The 19,773-nt window shown below is 76.0% G+C and carries 17 protein-coding genes; 8 read left to right on the top strand and 9 right to left on the bottom strand.

The annotated features are described in order from the left end of the window. Positions 1–43 precede the first annotated feature (43 nt). The 3 genes from NRO40_RS01965 to NRO40_RS01955 all read right to left on the bottom strand — a co-directional run bounded on the left by NRO40_RS01965 (position 44) and on the right by NRO40_RS01955 (position 1,299). Positions 44–265, bottom strand: coding sequence for a hypothetical protein (locus NRO40_RS01965; protein ID WP_232791047.1), 222 nt, complete (start codon positions 263–265; stop codon positions 44–46). Positions 266–324: 59 nt separating this feature from the next. Further along, positions 325–744, bottom strand: coding sequence for a DUF6193 family natural product biosynthesis protein (locus NRO40_RS01960; protein ID WP_058941930.1), 420 nt, complete (start codon positions 742–744; stop codon positions 325–327). A gap of 291 nt (positions 745–1,035) precedes the next feature. Continuing rightward, on the bottom strand, positions 1,036–1,299 hold the full coding sequence (locus tag NRO40_RS01955; protein WP_058941929.1) for a hypothetical protein: 264 nt from the start codon (positions 1,297–1,299) through the stop codon (positions 1,036–1,038). A 343-nt stretch (positions 1,300–1,642) separates the two neighbouring features. On the opposite strand from NRO40_RS01955, the gene NRO40_RS01950 reads away from it, so the two are divergent. Then, positions 1,643–1,849, top strand: a complete 207-nt coding sequence (locus tag NRO40_RS01950; protein WP_058941928.1) for a hypothetical protein — start codon at positions 1,643–1,645, stop codon at positions 1,847–1,849. A gap of 100 nt (positions 1,850–1,949) precedes the next feature. On the opposite strand, the gene NRO40_RS01945 is transcribed toward NRO40_RS01950, so the two are convergent. After that, positions 1,950–2,234 carry a hypothetical protein gene (locus tag NRO40_RS01945; RefSeq protein WP_058941927.1) on the bottom strand — a complete coding sequence of 95 codons (285 nt, stop codon included), beginning with the start codon at positions 2,232–2,234 and terminating at the stop codon, positions 1,950–1,952. 215 nt (positions 2,235–2,449) lie between these two features. Here NRO40_RS01945 and NRO40_RS01940 point away from each other — a divergent pair, with 215 nt between their 5' ends. Next, the gene (locus tag NRO40_RS01940; protein WP_079047015.1) at positions 2,450–5,221 is read left to right on the top strand and encodes a SpoIIE family protein phosphatase/ATP-binding protein; all 2,772 of its coding nucleotides are present in this window, start codon (positions 2,450–2,452) and stop codon (positions 5,219–5,221) included. 378 nt (positions 5,222–5,599) lie between these two features. Continuing rightward, the gene (locus NRO40_RS01935; protein ID WP_058941925.1) at positions 5,600–6,331 is read left to right on the top strand and encodes a class I SAM-dependent methyltransferase; all 732 of its coding nucleotides are present in this window, start codon (positions 5,600–5,602) and stop codon (positions 6,329–6,331) included. A gap of 34 nt (positions 6,332–6,365) precedes the next feature. Here NRO40_RS01935 and NRO40_RS01930 read toward each other — a convergent pair whose 3' ends face one another. Further along, positions 6,366–6,557 (bottom strand): DUF2795 domain-containing protein, encoded by a 192-nt coding sequence (locus NRO40_RS01930; RefSeq protein WP_058941924.1) that lies wholly within the window; start codon positions 6,555–6,557, stop codon positions 6,366–6,368. 234 nt (positions 6,558–6,791) lie between these two features. On the opposite strand from NRO40_RS01930, the gene NRO40_RS01925 reads away from it, so the two are divergent. Next, positions 6,792–7,001, top strand: coding sequence for a DUF5133 domain-containing protein (locus tag NRO40_RS01925; protein ID WP_058941940.1), 210 nt, complete (start codon positions 6,792–6,794; stop codon positions 6,999–7,001). 333 nt (positions 7,002–7,334) lie between these two features. On the opposite strand, the gene NRO40_RS01920 is transcribed toward NRO40_RS01925, so the two are convergent. Beyond that, positions 7,335–8,258, bottom strand: coding sequence for a MurR/RpiR family transcriptional regulator (locus NRO40_RS01920; RefSeq protein WP_058941923.1), 924 nt, complete (start codon positions 8,256–8,258; stop codon positions 7,335–7,337). A 129-nt stretch (positions 8,259–8,387) separates the two neighbouring features. On the opposite strand from NRO40_RS01920, the gene NRO40_RS01915 reads away from it, so the two are divergent. The 3 genes from NRO40_RS01915 (at position 8,388) to NRO40_RS01905 (ending at position 14,959) form a co-directional block, all read left to right on the top strand. After that, entirely contained in the window at positions 8,388–11,063 is a 2,676-nt protein-coding gene (locus NRO40_RS01915; RefSeq protein ID WP_079047014.1) for a SpoIIE family protein phosphatase, read from the top strand. A gap of 100 nt (positions 11,064–11,163) precedes the next feature. After that, the gene (locus NRO40_RS01910) at positions 11,164–13,737 is read left to right on the top strand and encodes a SpoIIE family protein phosphatase (protein WP_058941922.1); all 2,574 of its coding nucleotides are present in this window, start codon (positions 11,164–11,166) and stop codon (positions 13,735–13,737) included. 190 nt (positions 13,738–13,927) lie between these two features. Further along, complete coding sequence (locus NRO40_RS01905; protein WP_058941921.1) at positions 13,928–14,959, top strand: DNA topoisomerase IB; 1,032 nt, start codon at positions 13,928–13,930, stop codon at positions 14,957–14,959. Between the two features lie 32 nt (positions 14,960–14,991). Here the strand turns inward: NRO40_RS01905 and NRO40_RS01900 are convergent, their stop codons facing one another. Continuing rightward, positions 14,992–15,741 carry an SDR family oxidoreductase gene (locus NRO40_RS01900; protein WP_058941920.1) on the bottom strand — a complete coding sequence of 250 codons (750 nt, stop codon included), beginning with the start codon at positions 15,739–15,741 and terminating at the stop codon, positions 14,992–14,994. A 383-nt stretch (positions 15,742–16,124) separates the two neighbouring features. Between NRO40_RS01900 and NRO40_RS01895 the strand changes: the two genes are divergently transcribed. Further along, entirely contained in the window at positions 16,125–17,420 is a 1,296-nt protein-coding gene (locus NRO40_RS01895) for an MFS transporter (protein ID WP_058941939.1), read from the top strand. 224 nt (positions 17,421–17,644) lie between these two features. On the opposite strand, the gene rfaE2 is transcribed toward NRO40_RS01895, so the two are convergent. Next, on the bottom strand, positions 17,645–19,057 hold the full coding sequence (gene rfaE2, locus NRO40_RS01890; RefSeq protein WP_058941919.1) for a D-glycero-beta-D-manno-heptose 1-phosphate adenylyltransferase: 1,413 nt from the start codon (positions 19,055–19,057) through the stop codon (positions 17,645–17,647). Continuing rightward, entirely contained in the window at positions 19,054–19,731 is a 678-nt protein-coding gene (locus NRO40_RS01885; protein WP_058941918.1) for a D-sedoheptulose-7-phosphate isomerase, read from the bottom strand. The genes rfaE2 and NRO40_RS01885 overlap by 4 nt, the downstream gene beginning before the upstream one ends. Positions 19,732–19,773 lie beyond the last annotated feature (42 nt).

The following is a 19,773-nucleotide window of genomic DNA, read 5'->3' as shown; positions in this document are numbered from 1 at the left end:
TAAGAGCCCGCAGCCGCCGGGCAGGGCCGCGCCGTGCTGGGCCCTAGGAGTGCACCTGCCACCAGCGGTCCGCCTCAGCACGAGCCACTTCGGCGTCGTACTGACTCGCGTCGAAGTGGAGCTCCGGCGGAGGGTGCGGCATGTCCGTGTGCGCCGCCCACGGAACCTCCCAGTCCGACCACTGCACGATCTCCCCGAACCGCTGCACGACCACGGTCAGGAAGCCGCAGCACCCGCCGGTGCACTCGCGCTCCCCCAGCTCCAAGCGGCGAGCACGGTGCGCTGTGATCGGCGGTGTCCCGTCTCACCGAAGACTGAGCAATCTCACCGTAGGTCGTCCGGTATGTGCCGTCCGGCCGGGCCGAGACGCTCCGGGAGGTTGGCCACGACCAGCGCAATGGCCTCGTGGGCGGAGTCGGTCTCGCCGATGATGTCGCCCCATCGATCGGTCTTCACCTCGAACCGGCCATCAAGTTGAGCCACCACAGCCGGCGCCTCCGCAAGGGAAGGCTTCTCGATGTTGGAACTGAAGCACAGGACCCACATGCTGGTGAACGGGAAGAGCTGCCGCAGCCTCGGTTCGGAAGCCGCCGCATCCAGGAGGACGAGGAAGTCGGAGTAATCCGCTTCGACAGCCTGTTCCCGCAGTCGCCGCCACTGCAGGTCGACGACGTGAGCAGGGCCGCGCTCACGCGCCACAGCGAGTTCAGCCTCCCGAGCCTCTGTATCGGTCTTCCAGTCCATGCCCACAGTGTGACCGCCGACTCCGCATCGGCTGTCGGCAGGTCACGGTCGACGTTCGATGAGATCGGTCAGCCTTCGGTGACGGGACACCTGATCGGTCGGGCCGTGGCGGGCGGCGGGCAGTTCCGTGCCGGAAGTGCCGACCGGGACCTGAGGGCCGCACAGGGCCGCACAGGGACGCCCGCCCCGCAACGGGCCCTCGCGCTCATTGCCGGCCGGTGTCGTCCGGCGTGTGACCTGCCGTTTCCGGCGATCCGCCGTCCCTGGCCCGGGTCACTGCAGACCGGGACGTCACACGGCGGCCGGGGCTCCGCCGTCCGCGCCGCCGTCCGCGGGTTCCGCCTCGGAGCCGTCCGGCAGGCCGGGCAGCAGCAGGAGCAGGTCCGGTACCCCGCACACCCGTACGTACGGCGACAGCCCCGCCAGCACCGCGACGGCCTCCGGGCGGGCGCCCGCCGCCCGCGCCGCCGCGCACAGCCCGTCCCTGCCGACCCAGCCCGAACCGAACGCCCCCCGGGTACAGGCGGTGATCTCCTGCCGCGTCACCCTCGCCATGACTGTCGTCCTCCCACCGCGTCCGCCCCGTCACCGAACGCGATCGTACCGTCACGGGCAGGGAGGCTCCCCGGCCCTGCGGCCGGAGGTCCGGTGAACGCCGCGGGACGTGCGGGCGGCCTCCCCGCGACCGCGCGGGGAATTGCCCGGAGCACCCCGCCCAGCGGTCCGTCGCCCCGCTCAAGGGCCGCTCGGCTGCGCTAGATTGATGCGCGCGCCGACTCCCGCCCCGTACGGCCGGGACGGCGCCCGAGCCGCCCCCGGCGGCCGCACCGACCACTTCGCGAGACCCCACCGCCACCCACGCCGCCGACCTCTTCGCGCGCTCACACCTGGGGGAGCCATGGCAGACGACGTCACCCGTACCGAGATCGCCGACCACCTGTCCGCCGTCTTCGCCAACGGGGCGCTGAGCCGGAGCGACCTGCTCATCGCCGCCGCCGGGGCCCGCCCGGAGGTACGCGCGGTCCTGGAGGCCCTGCCCGACCGCCGCTACACGGAACTGCGGCAGGTGTGGGAGGACCTTCCCGCGCTCCCCGTCGGGTCCTGAACCGGCGACTACACCGGCGCCCCCTTACGCCGGCGACCGGGTTCACCGGCGGGGGAGCGGCGGGCGGGAGAACCACCGGGGACACGCCTCCTGCGGGTGTCTAGCCCCGCGCCCGGTAGGCGGCCTCGGCGACGTCCCGCGCGCGGGACGGCGGCAGCCGCAGCAGGTACACGGTTCTCCCCAGCACCGCGCGGACGCAGCCGCGGGGCACGTACCACGGCTCCCGGAGCCGCACCTCGGACAAGGGCGCGCTGTCGATCTCGCTGCCCCGACTGTTGAGCAGCGTCAGCCGTCCTCCGGCGACCCGGATCCGGCCGGCCGTCGTCAGTTGGCGCCACCCCCGCCGGATCAGCACGCCCCGCTCCTCGAACTCCCGCTCGGCCACGCCGCGCCCCCAGTCCCCACCGTCGGCCCTGCGGGGACCATACCCGCGCCAGGACGGCGGGAAATGCACCCTCCGAACCTCATCGGCGCCACGCCCGGCACCCGCGGGGCCGCCCGGAGGGGACGCGGGGGAGCGGCGCCCACCGGCACGAGATGCGCCCGCCGGCACTGTTGGTCCCCCTGATCTGGCGCCGGACGAGGGGGACAGTGTTACAAATGAGCGTGGCCGCATTCACAGACCGGTTCCGGGGCGTGTCGGTCCGGTCACTGGCCGAAAGGCTTCCCCGCAGCGTCGCCGGGCAGGTGTTCGCCCTGCAGGTGACGCTGATCGTGCTGCTGGTGCTCGGCGCCGTCCTCGCCCTCCTCCTGCAGTCGCGGTACGACGGCGAGCGCGAGGCCCGCAACCGGTCCGTCGCCGTGGCCGAGACCTTCGCCCACTCCCCGGGCCTGCTGGAGGCGCTGGAGGCCCCCGCCCCGTCCCAGGAGCTCCAGCCGCTCACCGAGACCGCCCGTGAGCGGGCGGGCGTGGACTTCATCGTCGTCATGGACACCGACGGCATCCGCTACACCCACCCCCAGCCCGAGCGGATCGGGCAGCGCTTCGTCGGCACCATCGAGCCGTCCCTCGCCGGCCGGGTCCTCACCGAACGCGTCCAGGGGCCGCTCGGCGACGAGGTGCAGGCCGTCGTCCCGGTCACGGACGCGGACGGCCGGGTGGTCGCCCTCGTCTCCGCCGGACTCAAGGTCGCCAACGTCACCGGCGTCGTCAACCGCCAGCTGCCCGTCATCCTCGGCACGAGCGCCGCCGGGCTCGCCGTCGCGACCGCCGGCTCGGCCCTCGTCACCCGGCGCCTGCGCCGCCAGACCCACGGCCTGGGCCCCGCCGAGATGACCCGGGTCTACGAGCACCACGACGCGGTCCTGCACGCCGTGCGCGAGGGCGTCGTCATCGTGGGTCGCGACGGTCGCCTCGTCCTCGCCAACGACGAGGCGCTACGGCTCCTGAAACTCCCGCCGGGGGCCGAGGGCCGGCACGTCTCCGAGCTGCCCGGCCTCGACCCCCGGATCGCCGAGCTGCTCGTGTCCGGGCGGCCCGCCACCGACGAGGTCGTGCCCGCCGCCGGCCGGCTCCTCGCCGTCAACCAGCGCCTCACCCACCCCTACGGAGGGCCGGGCGGCACCGTCGCCACCATCCGGGACACCACCGAACTGCGCGCCCTCACCGGTCGCGCCCAGGTCGCCCGCAAACGCCTCAACCTGCTGTACGACGCCGGCGTGGGCATCGGCACCACCCTCGACGTGGGCCGCACCGCCGAGGAGCTGGCCGACGTCGCCGTGCCGCGCTTCGCGGACTACGTCACCGTCGACCTCGCCGACCCCGTGCTGCGCGGCGAGGAACCCACCGGCAGCAGCACCGAGATGCGCCGCACCGCCTCCCGCGGCATCCGCGACGACCACCCGCTCTACACGGTCGGCCGCATGATCGCCTTCGTGGCGTCGACGCCCCAGGCCAAGGGCTTCGGCTCCGGCCGCGCCGAGCTGGTGCCCGACCTGTCCCGCGCGCCCGGCTGGCAGGCGCAGGACCCGGAGCGGGCGGGGCGGATCGTCGAGTACGGCATCCACTCCCTGATCACCGTGCCGCTCAAGGCCCGCGGGGTGGTCCTCGGCGTCGCCAACTTCTGGCGCTCCGAGAAGCCGGAGCCCTTCGAGGACGAGGACGTCACGCTCGCCGAGGAGCTCGTCGCCCGCGCCGCGGTCGCCATGGACAACGCCCGCCGCTACACGCGCGAGCACGCCATGGCCGTCACCCTCCAGCGCTCCCTCCTGCCGCGGGCGCTGCCCGAGCAGAGCGCCGTGGAGGTCGCCCACCGGTACCTGCCCGCCCAGTCCGGCGTCGGCGGCGACTGGTTCGACGTGATCCCGCTGCCCGGCAGCCGGGTCGCCCTCGTCGTGGGCGACGTCGTCGGGCACGGCCTCCACGCCGCCGCCACCATGGGCCGGCTGCGCACCGCGGTCCACAACTTCTCCACCCTCGACCTGCCGCCCGACGAACTCCTCGGCCGGCTCGACGACCTCGTCGGCCGCATCGACCAGGACGAGGCCGAGGCCGGCTACGGCGGCCCCGACGGCGGCGCCGGCATGACCGGGGCCACCTGCCTGTACGCCGTGTACGACCCGGTCACGCGGCGCTGCGCGCTGGCCCGCGCCGGGCACCCCATGCCCGCCCTGGTCCACCCCGGCGGCCACGTCGAGTACCCCGACCTGCCGGTGGGCCCCCCGCTGGGGCTGGGCGGCATCCCGTACGAGACGGCCGAGCTGGAGCTCGCCGAGGGCAGCCAGCTGGTCTTTTACACGGACGGCCTCATCGAGGAGCGCACCCGCGACATCGACGTCGGCCTCGACCTGCTGCGGCTGGCCCTCGCCCCGCCCGACGGAGTCGACCGCACCCCCGAGGAGAGCTGCCGGGCCGTGCTCGACGCCCTGCTGCCCGCCCGCCCCAAGGACGACGTCGCGCTCCTCATCGCCCGGACCCGGAGCCTCGGCCCCGACCGCGTCGCCGACTGGGATGTGCCCTTCCACCCCGGCGCCGTCTCGGGACTGCGGGCCGCCGCCGCGGAGCAGCTCGCCGCCTGGGGCCTGAGCGACGTGGCCTTCACCACCGAGCTGATCCTCAGCGAACTGATCACCAACGCCATCCGCTACGGCACGGCCCCGGTCCACGTACGCCTCATCCACGACCGTGTCCTCACCTGCGAGGTGTCCGACGGCAGCAGCACCTCCCCGCACCTGCGGTACGCGGCCACGACCGACGAGGGCGGCCGGGGGTTGTTCCTCGTGGCCCAGCTCTCCGAGCGCTGGGGGACCCGCTACACCGGGCAGGGAAAGGTCATCTGGGCCGAGCAGCAGCTGACCGGTCCGGGTGCCGCGTTCGGCGCCGGGCGCGGAGCGGAGTTCTTCCTCGACGCCCTCGACGCCGACCCCCTCTGACGGATCCGACACGGCACGGCCCGAGCCGACCACCTCGACCCGACCGCCTCGACCCGACCGCCTCGACCCGACCGCCTCGACCCGACCGCCTCGACCCGACCGAACCCGCCCCCGACCGAACCCGCCCCGACCCGAGCCGACCGACCACGACCCGCGCTTCCCGAGGACGGCTGCCGCCCGGTCGACCCGACCGGCGCGACACCCCCTGGGGCACCGGGCCGATCAGGCCGGGCTCGCGGCGCCCGGCACGCGCCCTCGCGGCGTTGTCGCCGGTCGCCACGGCTCCGCCCTGACCCTCCTCCGCCGTGCGATCGCACGCACCGGACACCGCTCCCCGATCCGACCCGACCGGCACGACACCCCCTAGGCTCGGCAGGCATGTTCACCCCCACCGGACCGACCGCCGTGGAGCTGGCCGTGCAGGCGCTCTCCTCCACCCAGCGGGGATACGACCTGCTCGCCCCGAAGTTCGACGAGACGCCCTTCCGCACGCCGCCTCGGGTCCTCGACGCCGTGGCCGACGCCCTGCGCCCCCTCGGCCCCTTCCGCTGCGGGCTTGACGTGTGCTGCGGCACCGGGGCCGGCACCGCCGTCCTGCGGGGGCTGTGCCGCGAGCGGGTGACGGGGGTGGACTTCAGCGCGGGGATGCTCGCGCGGGCCCGCGCCTCGCTCCCGCCCGAACAGGGCCGCCCGGGCCCTGCCTGGGTACGGGCGGACGCGCGGGCGCTGCCGTTCCGGGAGGCGTTCGACCTCGCCGTGAGCTTCGGCGCGTTCGGGCACTTCCTCCCCGCCGAGCGGCCGGGGCTCTTCGCCGGGGTCCACGCGGTGCTGCGGCCCGGCGGGCGGTTCGCGTTCCCCGTGGCGGCGCCGCCGCGCCCGGCGTCCGCGGCCTACTGGGCGCTGTGGGGCTTCGACGCGGCGATGCGCGTGCGCAACGCGCTGTGGCGGCCGCCCTTCGTGATGTACCACCGCACCTTCCGGCTCCCCGACGTCCTCGCGGACCTGGGCCGGGCCGGCTTCGACACGGCGCTCCTGCCCCTGCCCGCGCTCGGTACCCGCGCGGACGGGGCGCCGCGCTGCCGCCTGGTCGTGGCGCGCCGCCCCGGCTGACGGCGGGGCGGCGCGACGCGGGACGGGACCGGTGTCAGGAACCTCTGCCGACCTCCTTGTTCACGGCGGCGGGGGAGTCGTACTCCTTGTCGGGCATGGACTTCAGCGCGTCCACGACCTTCTCGCTGGCGCCGTGCTCCTCGGCCTGACGGACGATCTCGTCCTTGGAGGCCGGGTAGCTGACGCCGCCCAGGTTCTTCTGCATCTCGATGGGGTTCACAGCCATGGCCGCCGAGTACCACCGGCATGTGTGGTCACACCTCCCGGCGTTCCGCAGGGCGAAGCCATCACGGTTGCATCACAATGTCGTGTGAAGGTCGGTCAGTGCGGGCATATCCCCGCGGGGGGCGGTGCCCCGCGTCCGGGCGCCGCCGTGTCGCCCGACCTCTTCGCAAGCCCCCGGGAGACGCGCGTCGCCGTCCTCCCTCACTCCATGGCGTCGGAAAGGCAGGTACGCCCCATGCTGTTGGCGCATCCCGCTGTGCTTCGCGAGCTCGTGGCCCGGTATGAATCCCTCTGCGCCGCCGCGCAGGAGCGCGCCATCGCGCCGGATCTGCAACGCCGCCTGGAGGACGTGACGTACACGCTGTGCGTGACCACCGGGACCCGGCAGCTGGAGCACGCGCTGGCCGCCGCCCGCGCCAGGCTCGCCGCGACGGCGGCCGGCTGACGACTGACGGGAAGGGTTCGGCGGCCCCGGCCCAGGGGTAGACCGGGGCCGCCACGGGTGTCCGCAGGGGAGAGCGGAGCACCCGGTGACGAACACGAGGGCGGCGCGAGGAGGGAGCGCCGCCCCACCGTGTTCGGTCAGCGGGCACCGCGTGGCGCCTATCGGTGCCGCGGTGTCGTGCGAGCAGTAAATATATATACCGTTGAGTAAGCAAGAGCATGAAAAATTTCATGCTCGCCGATGGCCGGAAAAAGCCGGTGCCACCCGACCGTACCGGGCCCACCGGGACACCCGCCGGAGCGCCGGACGGAACCGCCCGCGCACCGGCCGCCCTCAGTCGTCGATGAAGAAGTCGTGCTGCATCGCGACCTGCTCGTACCCCTCCAACCGTGCCTGCGTACGCTCCGGTTCGGCGTCGGCCATCGCCTGGAGCACCGCCGCCGACAGCACCCCGGGTGCCGCGTAGGAGTCGAACACCAGCCGCGCGCCGGCCGGCGCCGTCAGTGTCACGTCCGCGGCCTCCACCAGCGGTCCCATGGTCAGATCAGTGATCAGCGCCACACGCAGCCCCGCGCTGCGCGCCGCCCGCACCGCCGCCAGCGTCTCGTTCGCGTGCCGCGGCATGGCGAAGGCCAGCGCCCACGAACCGCCCGCCTCCCGCGCCTGGAGCAGCGTGTCGTACGCGACGCTGCCGCCCCGCGTCACCACCCGCACGTCCGGGTGGATCCGCCGCGCCGCGTAGGCGAAGTACTCCGCCAGCGACACCGAGATCCGCAGCCCCACCACCGTCAAGGGCACGGAATGAGCCAGCTGCCGGCCCACCTCCAGCACCTGCCGGGGATCGGCGAGAACCCGCCGCAGGCTCTCCAGGTTCTCGATCTCCGCGTCGATCGCCGCCTGGAGCTCGTTGTGCCGCACCCCCTCGCGCGCGTCCGGGGAGCCCGCCACCGCGCTCAACGCGATCGGCTGGAGCGCCTCCCGCAGCGCGGGGAAGCCGCTGTACCCGAGCGAGGTGGCGAACCGCGTCACCGACGGCTGGCTCACCCCGGCCCGGTCGGCCAAGTCCGTGATCGACAGGAACGCCGCCTCCGTCAGGTGGTCGACCAGGTACTGCGCGATGCGCCGCTGCCCCGGGGACAGCCGGTGCCCCGTGAACAGGGCCCGTACCCGTTCCGCCGGTGTCGGATCCGGCTCCGGGGCCTGCCGCCCCTGCCTGATCGCGGCCGCCTGCGCTCGCGCCTGCTGCCCGGATGGCACTGATGGCACGATCCGCCTCCTTCTCGTCCCAATTGCGCACAACATAACGCACGCCCGGTCCGCCCCCACCGGGACCGATCCCCCGCCACCGGAGTGCGGCCGCCCCCCGACCGGGCGCATCCTGGCTGTGTGACCCGGTACGGAGCCCCCGGCCACGTCCCGCCCCCGCCGGACGGTCCGGGACGGGGCGGCGGGCCGCCGGACGACGGCCGCGCCACCGACACCCTGGCCATGGCGCTGGCGCCCGCCGCCGTCGACGCCATCGACTCCGTCGGCGGCTACGCCGGCGGCGTCTACCTGCGCTCCCGCACCACGGGCCTGCTCCGCCTGGCCGTCCTCGCCGGACTGCCCGTGGACCTCTTCCGGCCTTGGTGGCGCATGCACATCAACCGGCCCTTCCCGGTCGCCGAGGCGTTCCGCTCCGGACACCCCGTCCACCTCGCCGACGCGGAAGAGTCGATGCGCCGCTTCCCCCAGCTCATGGCCGGCCTGCCCTACCCCTTCGGCTCCCTCTACGTGCCCGTCGCCGCCGGCCGCGACCGGTACGGCGTCCTCGTCGCCCTGCGCCCCGCCACCCCCGGCCGGCCCGTCGACGCCGCAGACCGCCAGCGCATGCGCAACGCCGCCTCCCGCCTCGGCGCGGACCTCGCCCGCCTCGACGCCGCCGGCACCCGCGTCGCCTGGGACCGCGAACCGGCGCCCCTCCAACTCCCGGCGAGCGCCACGCCCCCCGTCCGCGTCGGGCACCTGGAGTGGCACGTCGACAGCGGCACCCTGACGGCCGACGCCGAACTGTGCCGCATCCTCGGCGCCGACCCCGACGACTTCCCCGGCACCGTCGCCGGACTGGAGGCGCTCCTCGCCCCCGAGGACGTCTACGGCCTGTGGGCCACCGCGCACCAGATCACCACGGCCACCGACCCCGACCGCCCGGCCGGCCGCCGGGTCTGGCTGAGCGGCCGCGACGGCAGGCCCCACCTGCTCGAACTGACCCGCCGCCGCCTCCCGCCCACGGCCCACGGCCCCGACTCCCACCCGGCGCACCTCACCGGCGTCCTCGTCGACCCCGGCACCGGCCCGATCGTCGCCGCCGCCGCGGACCGGCTGGCCACCGGGGTCCTCTCCCTCGACCGGCTAGGCCGCGTCACCTACGTCAGCCGCCGCGCCGAGACCCTGCTCGGCCAGGGCCGCCCGACCCTCCTCGGGCGCGTCCTGTGGGACGCCGTGCCCTGGACCGGCCGCCCCGCCTACGAGGACCACTTCCGCGCCGCGCTCATCTCCGCCGACCCCGTGCACTTCCTCGCCCACCGCGCCGACTCGTCCTGGCTGTCGCTCTCCCTCCACCCCGGCCACGACGGCCTCACCGTCACCCTCTCCGCCGTCGACGAACCCGCCTACGCCCCCCGCTCCGTCGCCGCCCCCGGCGGGGGCCTCGGCTCCCCGGCCGACCGCGCCGCCGTCCTCTACCGGCCCGTCGCCCTCGCCATCGCCCTCACCGAGGCCGTCACCGCCCGACAGGTCTCCGAGGTCGTCACCGAGGAACTCCTGCCGGCGTTCGGCGGCCGGCAGCTCGCCATCTACCTGCTGAGCGAACGCCACCTCCACCTCGCCTGGGAGACCGGCTTCCCCCAGGGCTTCCTCGACCGGTTCGACGGCGTCGGCCTGGACGCCCGACTGCCCGGCGTCGAGACGCTCACCTCCGGCCGGCCGATTTTCTTCGAGTCCATGCAGCGCCTCGCCGCCGCCTATCCCGGCATCCCCCTCGACGCGCACGTCGGCGCCCGCGCCTTCCTCCCCCTCATCGCCTCGGGCCGGCCGGTCGGCTCCTGCATCCTCGGCTTCGACCAGCCCCGCGGCTTCAGCCCCGAGGAGCGCACCGTCCTCACCGCCCTCGCCGGGCTCATCGCCCAGGCCCTCCAGCGGGCCCGGCGCTACGACTCCGAGGCCGCCCTCGCCCGCGGACTCCAGGACGCCCTCCTGCCCCACCGGCTGCCGCGCCTGCGCCACGTGAACACCGTCGGCCGCTACCTGCCCGGCACCCAGGGCATGGACGTCGGCGGCGACTGGTACGACGTGGTCGAGACCCCGCGCGGCCTCGCCCTCGTCATCGGCGACGTGCAGGGGCACGGCGTGTCCGCCGCGGCCACGATGGGCCAGCTGCGCAGCGCCGTACGGGCCTTCGCCCTCGCCGGGCACGACCCGAGCGAGGTCATGAGCGGTACCAACCGCCTCCTCATCGACCTCGACCCCGGCCAGTTCGCCAGTTGCTGCTACGGCGTGCTCGCGCCGGAGACCGGACATCTCCAGGCGGTGCGCGCCGGTCACCTCCCGCCGCTGCTGCGTCACCCGGACGGCCGAACCGAGGTCGTCGACCTTCCCGGCGGGGTCGTCCTGGGCGTCGACGCGGACGCCCGGTACCCCGTCACCGACCTGCGGCTGCCACCGGGCGGGGTGCTCGCCCTGTTCACCGACGGACTCGTCGAGCAGCCCGGCGTCGACATCGACGTGGGGATCGAACGGGTGCGCGCCGCGCTGTCCGCCGTCGGCCCCGCCTCCCTCGCCGCGACGGCCGACGCCCTCATCGCCGGGGCCGGCCAGGACGAGGACCGGGCCGACGACATCGCCCTGCTCCTTGCCGCCCGCTGGTCCGACCGCGCCGCACCCGGCCCCGCCGCCGCTCCCCGTGCCGCCGTACCCGGTGCGGACGGGGGCGGCCCGGGACTCGGCTGGGACGGTCCGCACGGTGCCGGGGGCGGTCCGCGGGCCGATGGCCGCGGTCCGCACGGCGGAGGGGCCGGCCGGTGAACCGGCGTCCGCGCGGCCGGCCGGTGACCCGGCCGGACCACCGCGGTTGTGACCCCGTGAGCGGCGGCCGACGATGAGGACGACGGACGAGGCAGGTGCCATGGGCGCGGTGAACGCAGCGGAGGGCTCCGACTTCCGAGGCCCCCTGGACGCGACGAGAGCGGCGACGGCCGTACTGGACGCCGACAACCGCATCGTGGGCTGGAGCCCCGCGGCCGAACGGCTGCTCGGCTACCCGCCCGACGAGGCGCTCGGCCACCCCATCGGCCGCCTCGTCGTGGACCGCGCGGGCGCCTACCAGGTCGCCACCGAACTCCCCGGCGCCGCCCACGCCCGCCGCCAGGTGCTCCACATGCGCCACCGAGACGGCCGCATCGTCCGCGTCACCACCGCGACCCTGCCGCTCTCCCACGGCGAGGCGGGCCCCGCCCGGCTCCTCGCCGTGGCCGACGCCGACGACACCGAACGCTGGGAAGCCCTCCAGTCGATGCTCCGGGGCCTGGCCACCCAGTCGCCCGTGGGCCTGGCCATCTACGACACCGAGCTGCGCGTCGTGTGGACCAACTTCGCCCTCTACCGCGAGATGGGCAGTTCCCAGTACGCCGGCCTCGGCCCCGACGACATGGTCACCGCCGGCGAGGTCCTCTCCGCCGGGTACCCGCCGACCCTGGAGGAGACCATGCGTCGGGTCCTCGACTCGGGGGAGCCGGTCATCGAACTGCACTACCGGGGCCGCCCGCCCGTCGACCCGGACCACGACCATGTCTGGTCCTGCTCGTACTACCGGCTCCAGGACACTGACGGCACCGTCCTCGGCGTGTGCGAGGAGACCGTCGACATCACCGACCGCTACCTCGCCCAGCAGCGCCTCGACCTCCTCGTCCGGGCCGGCGGTCTCGTCGGCACCACCCTCGACATGAGCCGCACCGCCCGGGAGCTGTCCGCCGTCGCCGTCCCGCAGTTCGCGGACAGCGTCACCGTCGACCTGGTCGACGCCGTACTGGAGGGCGACCAGCCCGCGCCGGGCACCGCGCGCTCCGGCCGGCTCGTCCGGGTCTGGGGGCGACCCGACGCCGCGGCGGACCCCGCCGCGCCCGCCGACGGCCCGGACGGCGCGGCGCCGCCCACCGGCGCCGCGCGGGCGCCGGCCCCGGACGGCCCGGCGACCAGCCCCGATGACACCGGGCCCGATGACCCCGGTCCCGACGGGAGCAGCGCGATCGCCGTCGGCCCCGCCGCGCGCGAGGCCGTCGAGTACCCGCCCGACGCGCCCCAACTGCGCTGCCTGGCCACCGGTCACGCCGTCGTCACCGGGCGGGGCCCCTCCTCCCTCGTCGTTCCGCTGCGCACCGACGGCGCGCCCCTCGGCGTCGTCACCTTCCGCCGTGAACGGCACCCCGACCCGTTCGACGCCGACGACCTGCCCGTCGCCGACGAGCTCGTCGCCCGCACCGCCGTCTGCATCGACAACGCGCGCCGCTTCACCCGGGAGCACACCGCCGCGCTGACGCTCCAGCACAGCCTGCTGCCCCGCAACCTGCCCCGGCTCTCCGCCGTCGACTTCGCCCACCGCTACCTGCCCGCCGACAGCAAGTCCGGCGTCGGCGGCGACTGGTTCGACGTCGTCACCCTCTCCGGCGCGCGCGTCGGGCTCGTCGTCGGTGACGTCGTCGGCCACGGCCTCGGCGCCGCCGCCACCATGGGCCGGTTGCGCACCAGCGTCCGCGTCCTCGCCCGGCAGGACCTCGCCCCCGACGAACTGCTCACCCGCCTCGACGACCTCATCACCCAGGCCGCCGAGGAGGAGGCCGCCGCGCCCGGCTCCGTCACCGGCGGCCCCCCGCCCGCCGCCGTACGCGGATCCGGCGACATCCCCGACGACCAGGCCGTCGGGGCCACCTGCCTGTACGCCGTGTACGACCCGGTCACCGGCGTCTGCCGGCTCGCCCGCGCCGGACACCCCGCGCCCGTCGTGCTCGACGCCGCGACCGGCGCCGTCACCGTCCCCGACGTCCCGCCGGGGCCGCCGCTGGGCCTCGGCGGCCTCCCCTTCGAGACCGTCGAGCTCCACCTCCCCGAGGGGAGCCTCCTCGCCCTGTACACCGACGGACTCGTCCGCGTCCGCGACCGAGACCGCGACCCCGACACCGGGCTCGACGGCCTCGGCGTCCTCCTGGCCGACCACCGGGACCGCCCCCTGCCCGAGCTGTGCGACCGGGTCGTCACCGCCCTCCTGCCGGGCCCGGTCGAGGACGACGCGGCCCTGCTGTTGGTCCGCACCCGGATGCTCGGCGGCGACAGCATCGTCACCTGGGACCTCGCCGCCGGACCGGAGGAGGTCGGACGCGCCCGCGCCCTCGCCGCCCGGCAGGTCGCCGCTTGGGGGCTGGACGAGCTCGGCTTCACCACCGAGATCGTCGTCAGCGAACTCGTCACCAACGCCCTGCGCTACGCCGCCGGCCCCGTCCAGCTGCGTCTCGTCCGCGATCGCTCCCTCCTGATCTGCGAGGTCTCCGACACCGGCCACACCGCGCCCCACCTGCGCCGCGCCGCCATCGACGACGAGGGCGGCCGCGGGCTCTTCCTCGTCGCCCAGATGACCCAGCACTGGGGCACCCGCTACACCGCCACCGGCAAGACCATCTGGGCCGAACAGGCCCTGCCCGCGCCGTAGGGGGCGTCCTCGCGTTCCGCCGGGTTTGCGGACCGAAACGACGGCAATCCGTTGAGTGCGCACCGCGCCCACCGCGCGCACGCGCACCGCGCGTACACCGCGCGCCGCGCAGACGCCGTACGAACGACGGGAGCCCACCATGGCAGCGTCCGCCCCGACCACCGCCGCCCGGCGGGCGTGAGCGACGTCCGTGCGCCTCGCCCACGTGCGTCCCACGGACCCCGGCTACACCCGCGTCCGCCACGGGCGCGGCTTCCGCTACCTGGACACCGCGGGCCGGCCCCTGCGCGACCCGGCCGAACTCGACCGCGTCAAGGGCCTCGTCATCCCCCCGGCCTGGCAGGACGTCTGGATCTGCGCCCGCCGCAACGGCCACCTCCAGGCCGTCGGCACCGACGCCGCGGGCCGCCGCCAGTACCTCTACCACCCGGCGTTCCGCGCCCGGCAGGAACAGAGCAAGCACGACCACGTCCTCGACGTGGCCGAGGCGCTGCCGCGCGTGCGCGAGGCGGTGGAGGCGGCGCTCGGAGACCGGGGCCTCACCCGCGAGCGGGTCCTCGCCACCGCCGTACGCCTCCTCGACCTCGGCTTCTTCCGCATCGGCAGCGAGCGGTACGCCGACCGGAACCAGACCTACGGCCTGACCACCCTGCTGCGGGACCACTCCCGGTGCAGCCGCGGCGAGGTCCTGCTGAGCTACCCCGGCAAACACGGCAAGCAGCGCCTCCACGTGGTCGCCGACCCGCCCACCTGCCGCAGCCTCACCGCGCTCATCCGCCGCCGCGACGACGGCGAGCGGCTCCTCGCCTACCGGGAGGGCCGCACGTGGCACGAGGTGAACGGCACCGACGTCAACGCCTACCTGCGTGACCTCGCCGGCGTCGAGGTCACGGCGAAGGACTTCCGCACCTGGCACGCCACCGTCATGGCGGCCGTCGCCCTCGCGGTCTCCCGGGCCGTGGCGCACAGCGAGACGGCCCGCCGCCGCGCCATCGCCCGCGCCGTCCGCGAGGTCTCCGGCTACCTGGGCAACACGCCCGCCGTGTGCCGCGCCTCCTACATCAACCCGCGGGTCATCGAGCTGTACGAGGAGGGCGTCACCGTCGCCGCCGCCCTCCCGGGGCTCGGCGCCGACACCACGCACGGCGTGCCCGCCACCCAGGGACCCGCCGAACAGGCCGTCCTGCGCATGCTGCGCACCGGACGCCCGCCCGGCGCCTGACCGCCGCCCGCCGCCCCGACCGGCACGTCGCCCTACGGCCAGGACGGCTCCCTGCGCGGGACGACGACGATCTCGCCCGCCACGCTGCCGGCCGGTACCGACAGGGCGTAGAGCACCGCGTCGGCGACCACGTCCGGGCTCTGCAGCATCGACACGTCCGTGTCGGGGAAGCGGTCCATGATGAACGGCGTCTCCATGCCGCCCGCGATGATCCCCGTCACGCCGATGCCCGGGCAGTCGCGCTGCGCCTCCTTGAAGAGCGTGTGGGTGAACGCCCGCAGCCCGGACTTGCCCGCCGCGTACGGACCGGCCTCCGTCCAGGTGCGGTTGGCGGCGGTCGACAGGATGTTCACGATGTGCCCGCCGCCGCGGGCCACCATCCGCCGGTAGGCCTCCAGGCAGAGGTACACCGGGCCCAGCAGGTTCGTGGTGACCACCCGGGTGACCTCGTCGGCCGTCAGGTGCTCGATGGGCTTCGACACGTCGACGGCGGCGTTGTTCACCAGCACGTCCACGCCCCGGCCGGCGCCGTCCAGCTCGCGGAAGACCCCGGCCACCGCGTCGGGGTCCCGCACGTCCAGTTCCACGAAGCGGGCGTCACCCCCGTCGCCGTTGAGCTCCTCGCACAGTTCCCGGGCCAGCTCCTTGCGGACGTCCGCCACCAGAACCGACGCCCCCGCCCCGGCCAGCCGCCGGACGATCGACGCCCCGAGGCCCCGCGCGCCCCCCGTCACCAGGGCCTGCCTGCCGTGCAGGTCCACGCGCACTCCACCGCTGCTCATGCCGCCTCCGCCTTCCGTGGGTGTGGTGCCAGTGCCACCCACTGTGACCCGGGCGTCGCGCTCCGGCACCCCGGACGGTCACTGTGAGCAACCCCACCCGAGGCGCCGGAACCCAGGCGGCACAAGGGCCCCACCTCCCGCGCGCCCGGCCGGCGCCCTCCGGAGCGGCGCAGGTCACGGCCGGGGCGGCGGCCGGCCTGCCACCATGGGCGACGCACATTTCCCGGTGGCGGGGCCGCGCAGCGCGGCCGGTGTCGACCGTCCGCCCCGATCCGCCATTCGAGCCCCCGATAGACGTGTCACTCTCTCCTGCCCCCGTGCCCTCCTCCGCCCCCACCGCGTCCGCCGACCGCTCGCCCTGGCGTTCGCTCCGGTACCGCAGCATGCGCTGGTGGTCCGTCGCCAACTTCGTCTCCAACGCCGGTACCTGGATGCAGCTGACCGTGCAGAACCTGCTGGTCCTGCAGATCACCGGCTCCGCCGCGGCGACCGGCCTGTCCCTCTCCGTGCAGGCGGCACCCGGCCTCCTGATGGGCGTGGCCGGTGGCGCGGCCGTCGACCGCTGGCCCCGCAAGGTCACCGCCGCCGTCAGCCAGGCCCTGCTCGGCGCCGTCGCCTTCACCACCGCCGTCCTCGTCGCCTCCGACCGGCTCGGGCTGGGCGTGCTCATGGCACTCGCCGCCGTCACCGGCCTCATCGCCACCGTGGACGGCCCCGCCTGCGCCCTGCTCGGCAACGACCTCGTCCGCACCGAGGACGTGCCGTCCGCCATCGGCGTCGGTTCGCTGGTCCACAACGCCGGCCGCCTGGCCGGCGCCGGCCTCGCGGGGGTCACCGTCGCCTTCCTCGGCACGGCCGCGGCGTACACGGCGAACGGCCTGTCGTTCCTCTTCGTGGCGGCCGTGATCCCCTTCCTGTGCCCCCTGCGGGCCGCCGCCCCGGCGGCGCCGCGCACCCGGCGTCCCGGCGCCGGTGCCGGGCGGCGCGGCAAGGACGGCGGGGCTCGTGGCGCGGGCCGCGACGGGGGCATGACGCTCCGGCAGGGCCTGGTCTTCTTCGCCCGCCGCCCGCGGCTCGTGGGCCTCGCCGTGGTCACCGGTGTCAGCTCGGTGCTCGGGCGGAACTACGGCCTCACCCTCGCCGTACTCGTCACCGGACCGCTCGCCGGCGGGGCGGAGGCCTTCGGCGCCGTCTCCACCGTCCTCGCGGTCGGTGGCATCGTGGGCGCCGTGCTGGGCGCCCGGCTGCGCAGGCCCTCCGTGCGCCTGGTGGGCGTGCTCGCCGCGTCCGGCGGCCTGCTCCAGGCCGCCGCCGGCCTGTCGCCGTCCCTGGCGGTGCTGATGGTCCTCGTCCTGCCCATGGCCGTCGTGGAGTCGCTCTCCGACACGGCCGGCACCACCGTCCTACAGACCGACCCGCCGCCGCACCTGCGCGGCCGCGTGCTGGGCGTCTGGGGCAGCGTGCGCACGGTGTGGGCCCTCGCCGGGCCACCGGCGCTGGGTCTGCTCCTGGAGCTGGCCGGGGCCCGCGGCGCCCTCGTGGCGGGCGGCCTGCTGATCGCCGCGGTCATCGCCGCCGGGTACGCCACCCACACCCGCCGCGCCCCGGTCCCGGTGCCCGTGCCCGCCGCCGTGCCGGTCCTCGCCGAGCGCCCGACGGCGCTGGGCACCGCGGCCTGACCGGGCGGGCCCCGCACGGCACGGCCCGCCCCGGTGGGCACACGGCCACCGGGGCGGCGCGGAAGGGGCCGGGAGGGCACCGCCCGGACCACCGGACGCCCGGGCCCCGTTCCCGCCGGGCCGGTGCGCTCCGGCCCACCGGTGCGCACCGGTGGGCCGGCCACCGGGCCGGGTACGCGCCGGCGCCGGTGGCCGGCCCGGTGGCGCCCGGTGGCGTCGGCCCGTCAGCCGGTGGGGTGGCGGGCGGAGGTCGCCGCCGCCCGCGCCGCGCGGTGCGCCAGCTGGGTCGTGGAGCGCCCGTCCAGGTAGGGGAGGACCACCGCCTGGCCACCCCACGCCCGCAGCCCCTCGGCTTCCGGCAGGTCCTCCGCCGAGTAGTCGCCGCCCTTCACCCACACGTCGGGCCGCAGCCGCGTCAGCAGCTCCGCCGGGGTGTCCCCGTCGAAGACCGCCACCGCGTCGACGCTGCCCAGCCCCGCCAGGACCCGCGTACGGTCCGCGATCGGGTTCAGCGGCCGGCCCGGCCCCTTCAGCCGGCTCACCGACGCGTCGGAGTTCACGCAGACGATCAGGCAGTCGCCGATCCGCCGGGCGCTCTCCAGCAGACCCACGTGGCCGGCGTGCAGCAGGTCGAAGCAACCACCGGTCGCCACCACGGTCCCGCCGCGCGCCCGTACCCGCTCCGCCACCGCGAACGGGTCGGTCACCGGCGCCACGTGGCGCCCGGCCGACGGCGGCGTCCGCCACAGCGCGGGGTTGCCCGCACCGCCCGCCGCGACGAACGCCGCCGCCTCCGCGACGCCCCGCTGCACGGCCTCCTCCGGCAGCGCGCCGTCCGCCAGCGCGGCGGCCGTGGCCGCGGCGAAGCAGTCACCGGCACCGCACGGGTCACCGGACGCCCGGTACGGCGCCGGCACCAGCATCGGCGTACCGGCGTCGGGCCCCGGCCGGGTCAGCAGCACGCCCCGCTCGCCGAGCGTCACGGCGACGGCGGCGGCCCGCCACCGCTCCGCGAGCCCCGAGCCGCGCTCCGCGTACGCCCGCAGGGACTCGCCGCCCGCGCCCGGCTCCAACGACCGGGTCTCCGCGGCGTTCGGCGTGACGATCCGCACGCCCGGCACCGGCGCCCCGCCCCGCGGGTGCGGGTCCCACACGAGCGGGACGCGCGGGGCGATGGCCGCCAGTTGCTCGCGGACCGCGCCCGCCGTGCGCCGCCCGTAGTCGGCGACGAGCACCGCCTGGGCCGCCGCCAGCGTCTCGCGCACCGCGTCGTCCGGCCGCCCCGGGGCGCCGCCGCCCCGGTCGATCCGCACCAGCGGCCGGCCCGACGCCAGCACCCGGGTCTTGACCGGCAGCGTCCCGCGCAGGGGCAGTTCGACGAGCCGGACGCGGCCCTCCAGGGAGCGGCGCACCGCGTCGCTCGCCGGGTCGTCGCCCAGCGCGGTCACGAGGACGACCTCGCGGCCGCCGCGCGTGGCCAGCGCCGCCGCCAGCGCGGCGCCGCCGGGCCGCCGGTGGTCCCCCGTCACGTCCACGACCGGAGCGGGCGCGTCCGGCGCCAGCCGCGTCGCGACGCCCTCGACGTCCTCGTCGAGCAGGGCGTCCCCGACCACCACCAGCGGACGGCGGGCGCTCACGACATCCTCCGCCGGGCCGCCGCCGGCGCGAACGCGCCCGCCGCCCGGCCGCCGCGCACCGGCGGGCCCGCCGCGACCGCCATGTCGAACGACTCGCACAGCACGTGCACGGCCACCAGGTGCGCCTCCTGCACGGTCGCCGTCGTCGCGGCGTCGACGCACAGCGCCTCGTGGGCCGCCTCGGCCAGCGGGTTGGGCCCGGGGCCCGTCAACGCCCACACGCGCAGGCCCGCGGTGCGCGCGGTCGCCGCCGCCGCGATCAGGTTCGCGCTCCGCCCGGACGTCGACAGCAGCAGCAGCACGTCCCCGGGACGGCCGTGCGCCGCGACCTGCCGGGCGTACACCTGGTCGAATCCGTAGTCGTTGCCGACGGCCGTCAGGCTGGAGGTCTCGGCGTGCAGGGAGATCGCGGAGTACGCCGGCCGCTCGCGCCGGTAGCGGCCCACGAGTTCGGCCGTCAGGTGCTGAGCCTGGGCCGCGCTGCCGCCGTTCCCGGCGGCGAGCAGCCGCCCGCCGCCCGGCAGGACGGCCGCGAGCCGCCCGCCCCAGTGGGCGATCCGGTCCAGGTGGTCGACGCGGAACCGGCCGAGCGCGTCCTCGAGTGACCGGCAGTGCCGTCTCGCCGCCTCCAGGGCGGCGGCGGGGAACTCATCGGAGAGGGGGAGTTCGGTCATGTCTGGTCGGGGCGCCTGCTCCGGCGTGGCCGCCGCGGCGGA

The sequence above is a fragment of the Streptomyces changanensis genome, assembly GCF_024600715.1.
Taxonomy (GTDB): Bacteria; Actinomycetota; Actinomycetes; order Streptomycetales; family Streptomycetaceae; genus Streptomyces; species Streptomyces changanensis.
This window is presented reverse-complemented; position numbering and strand designations above follow the sequence as displayed.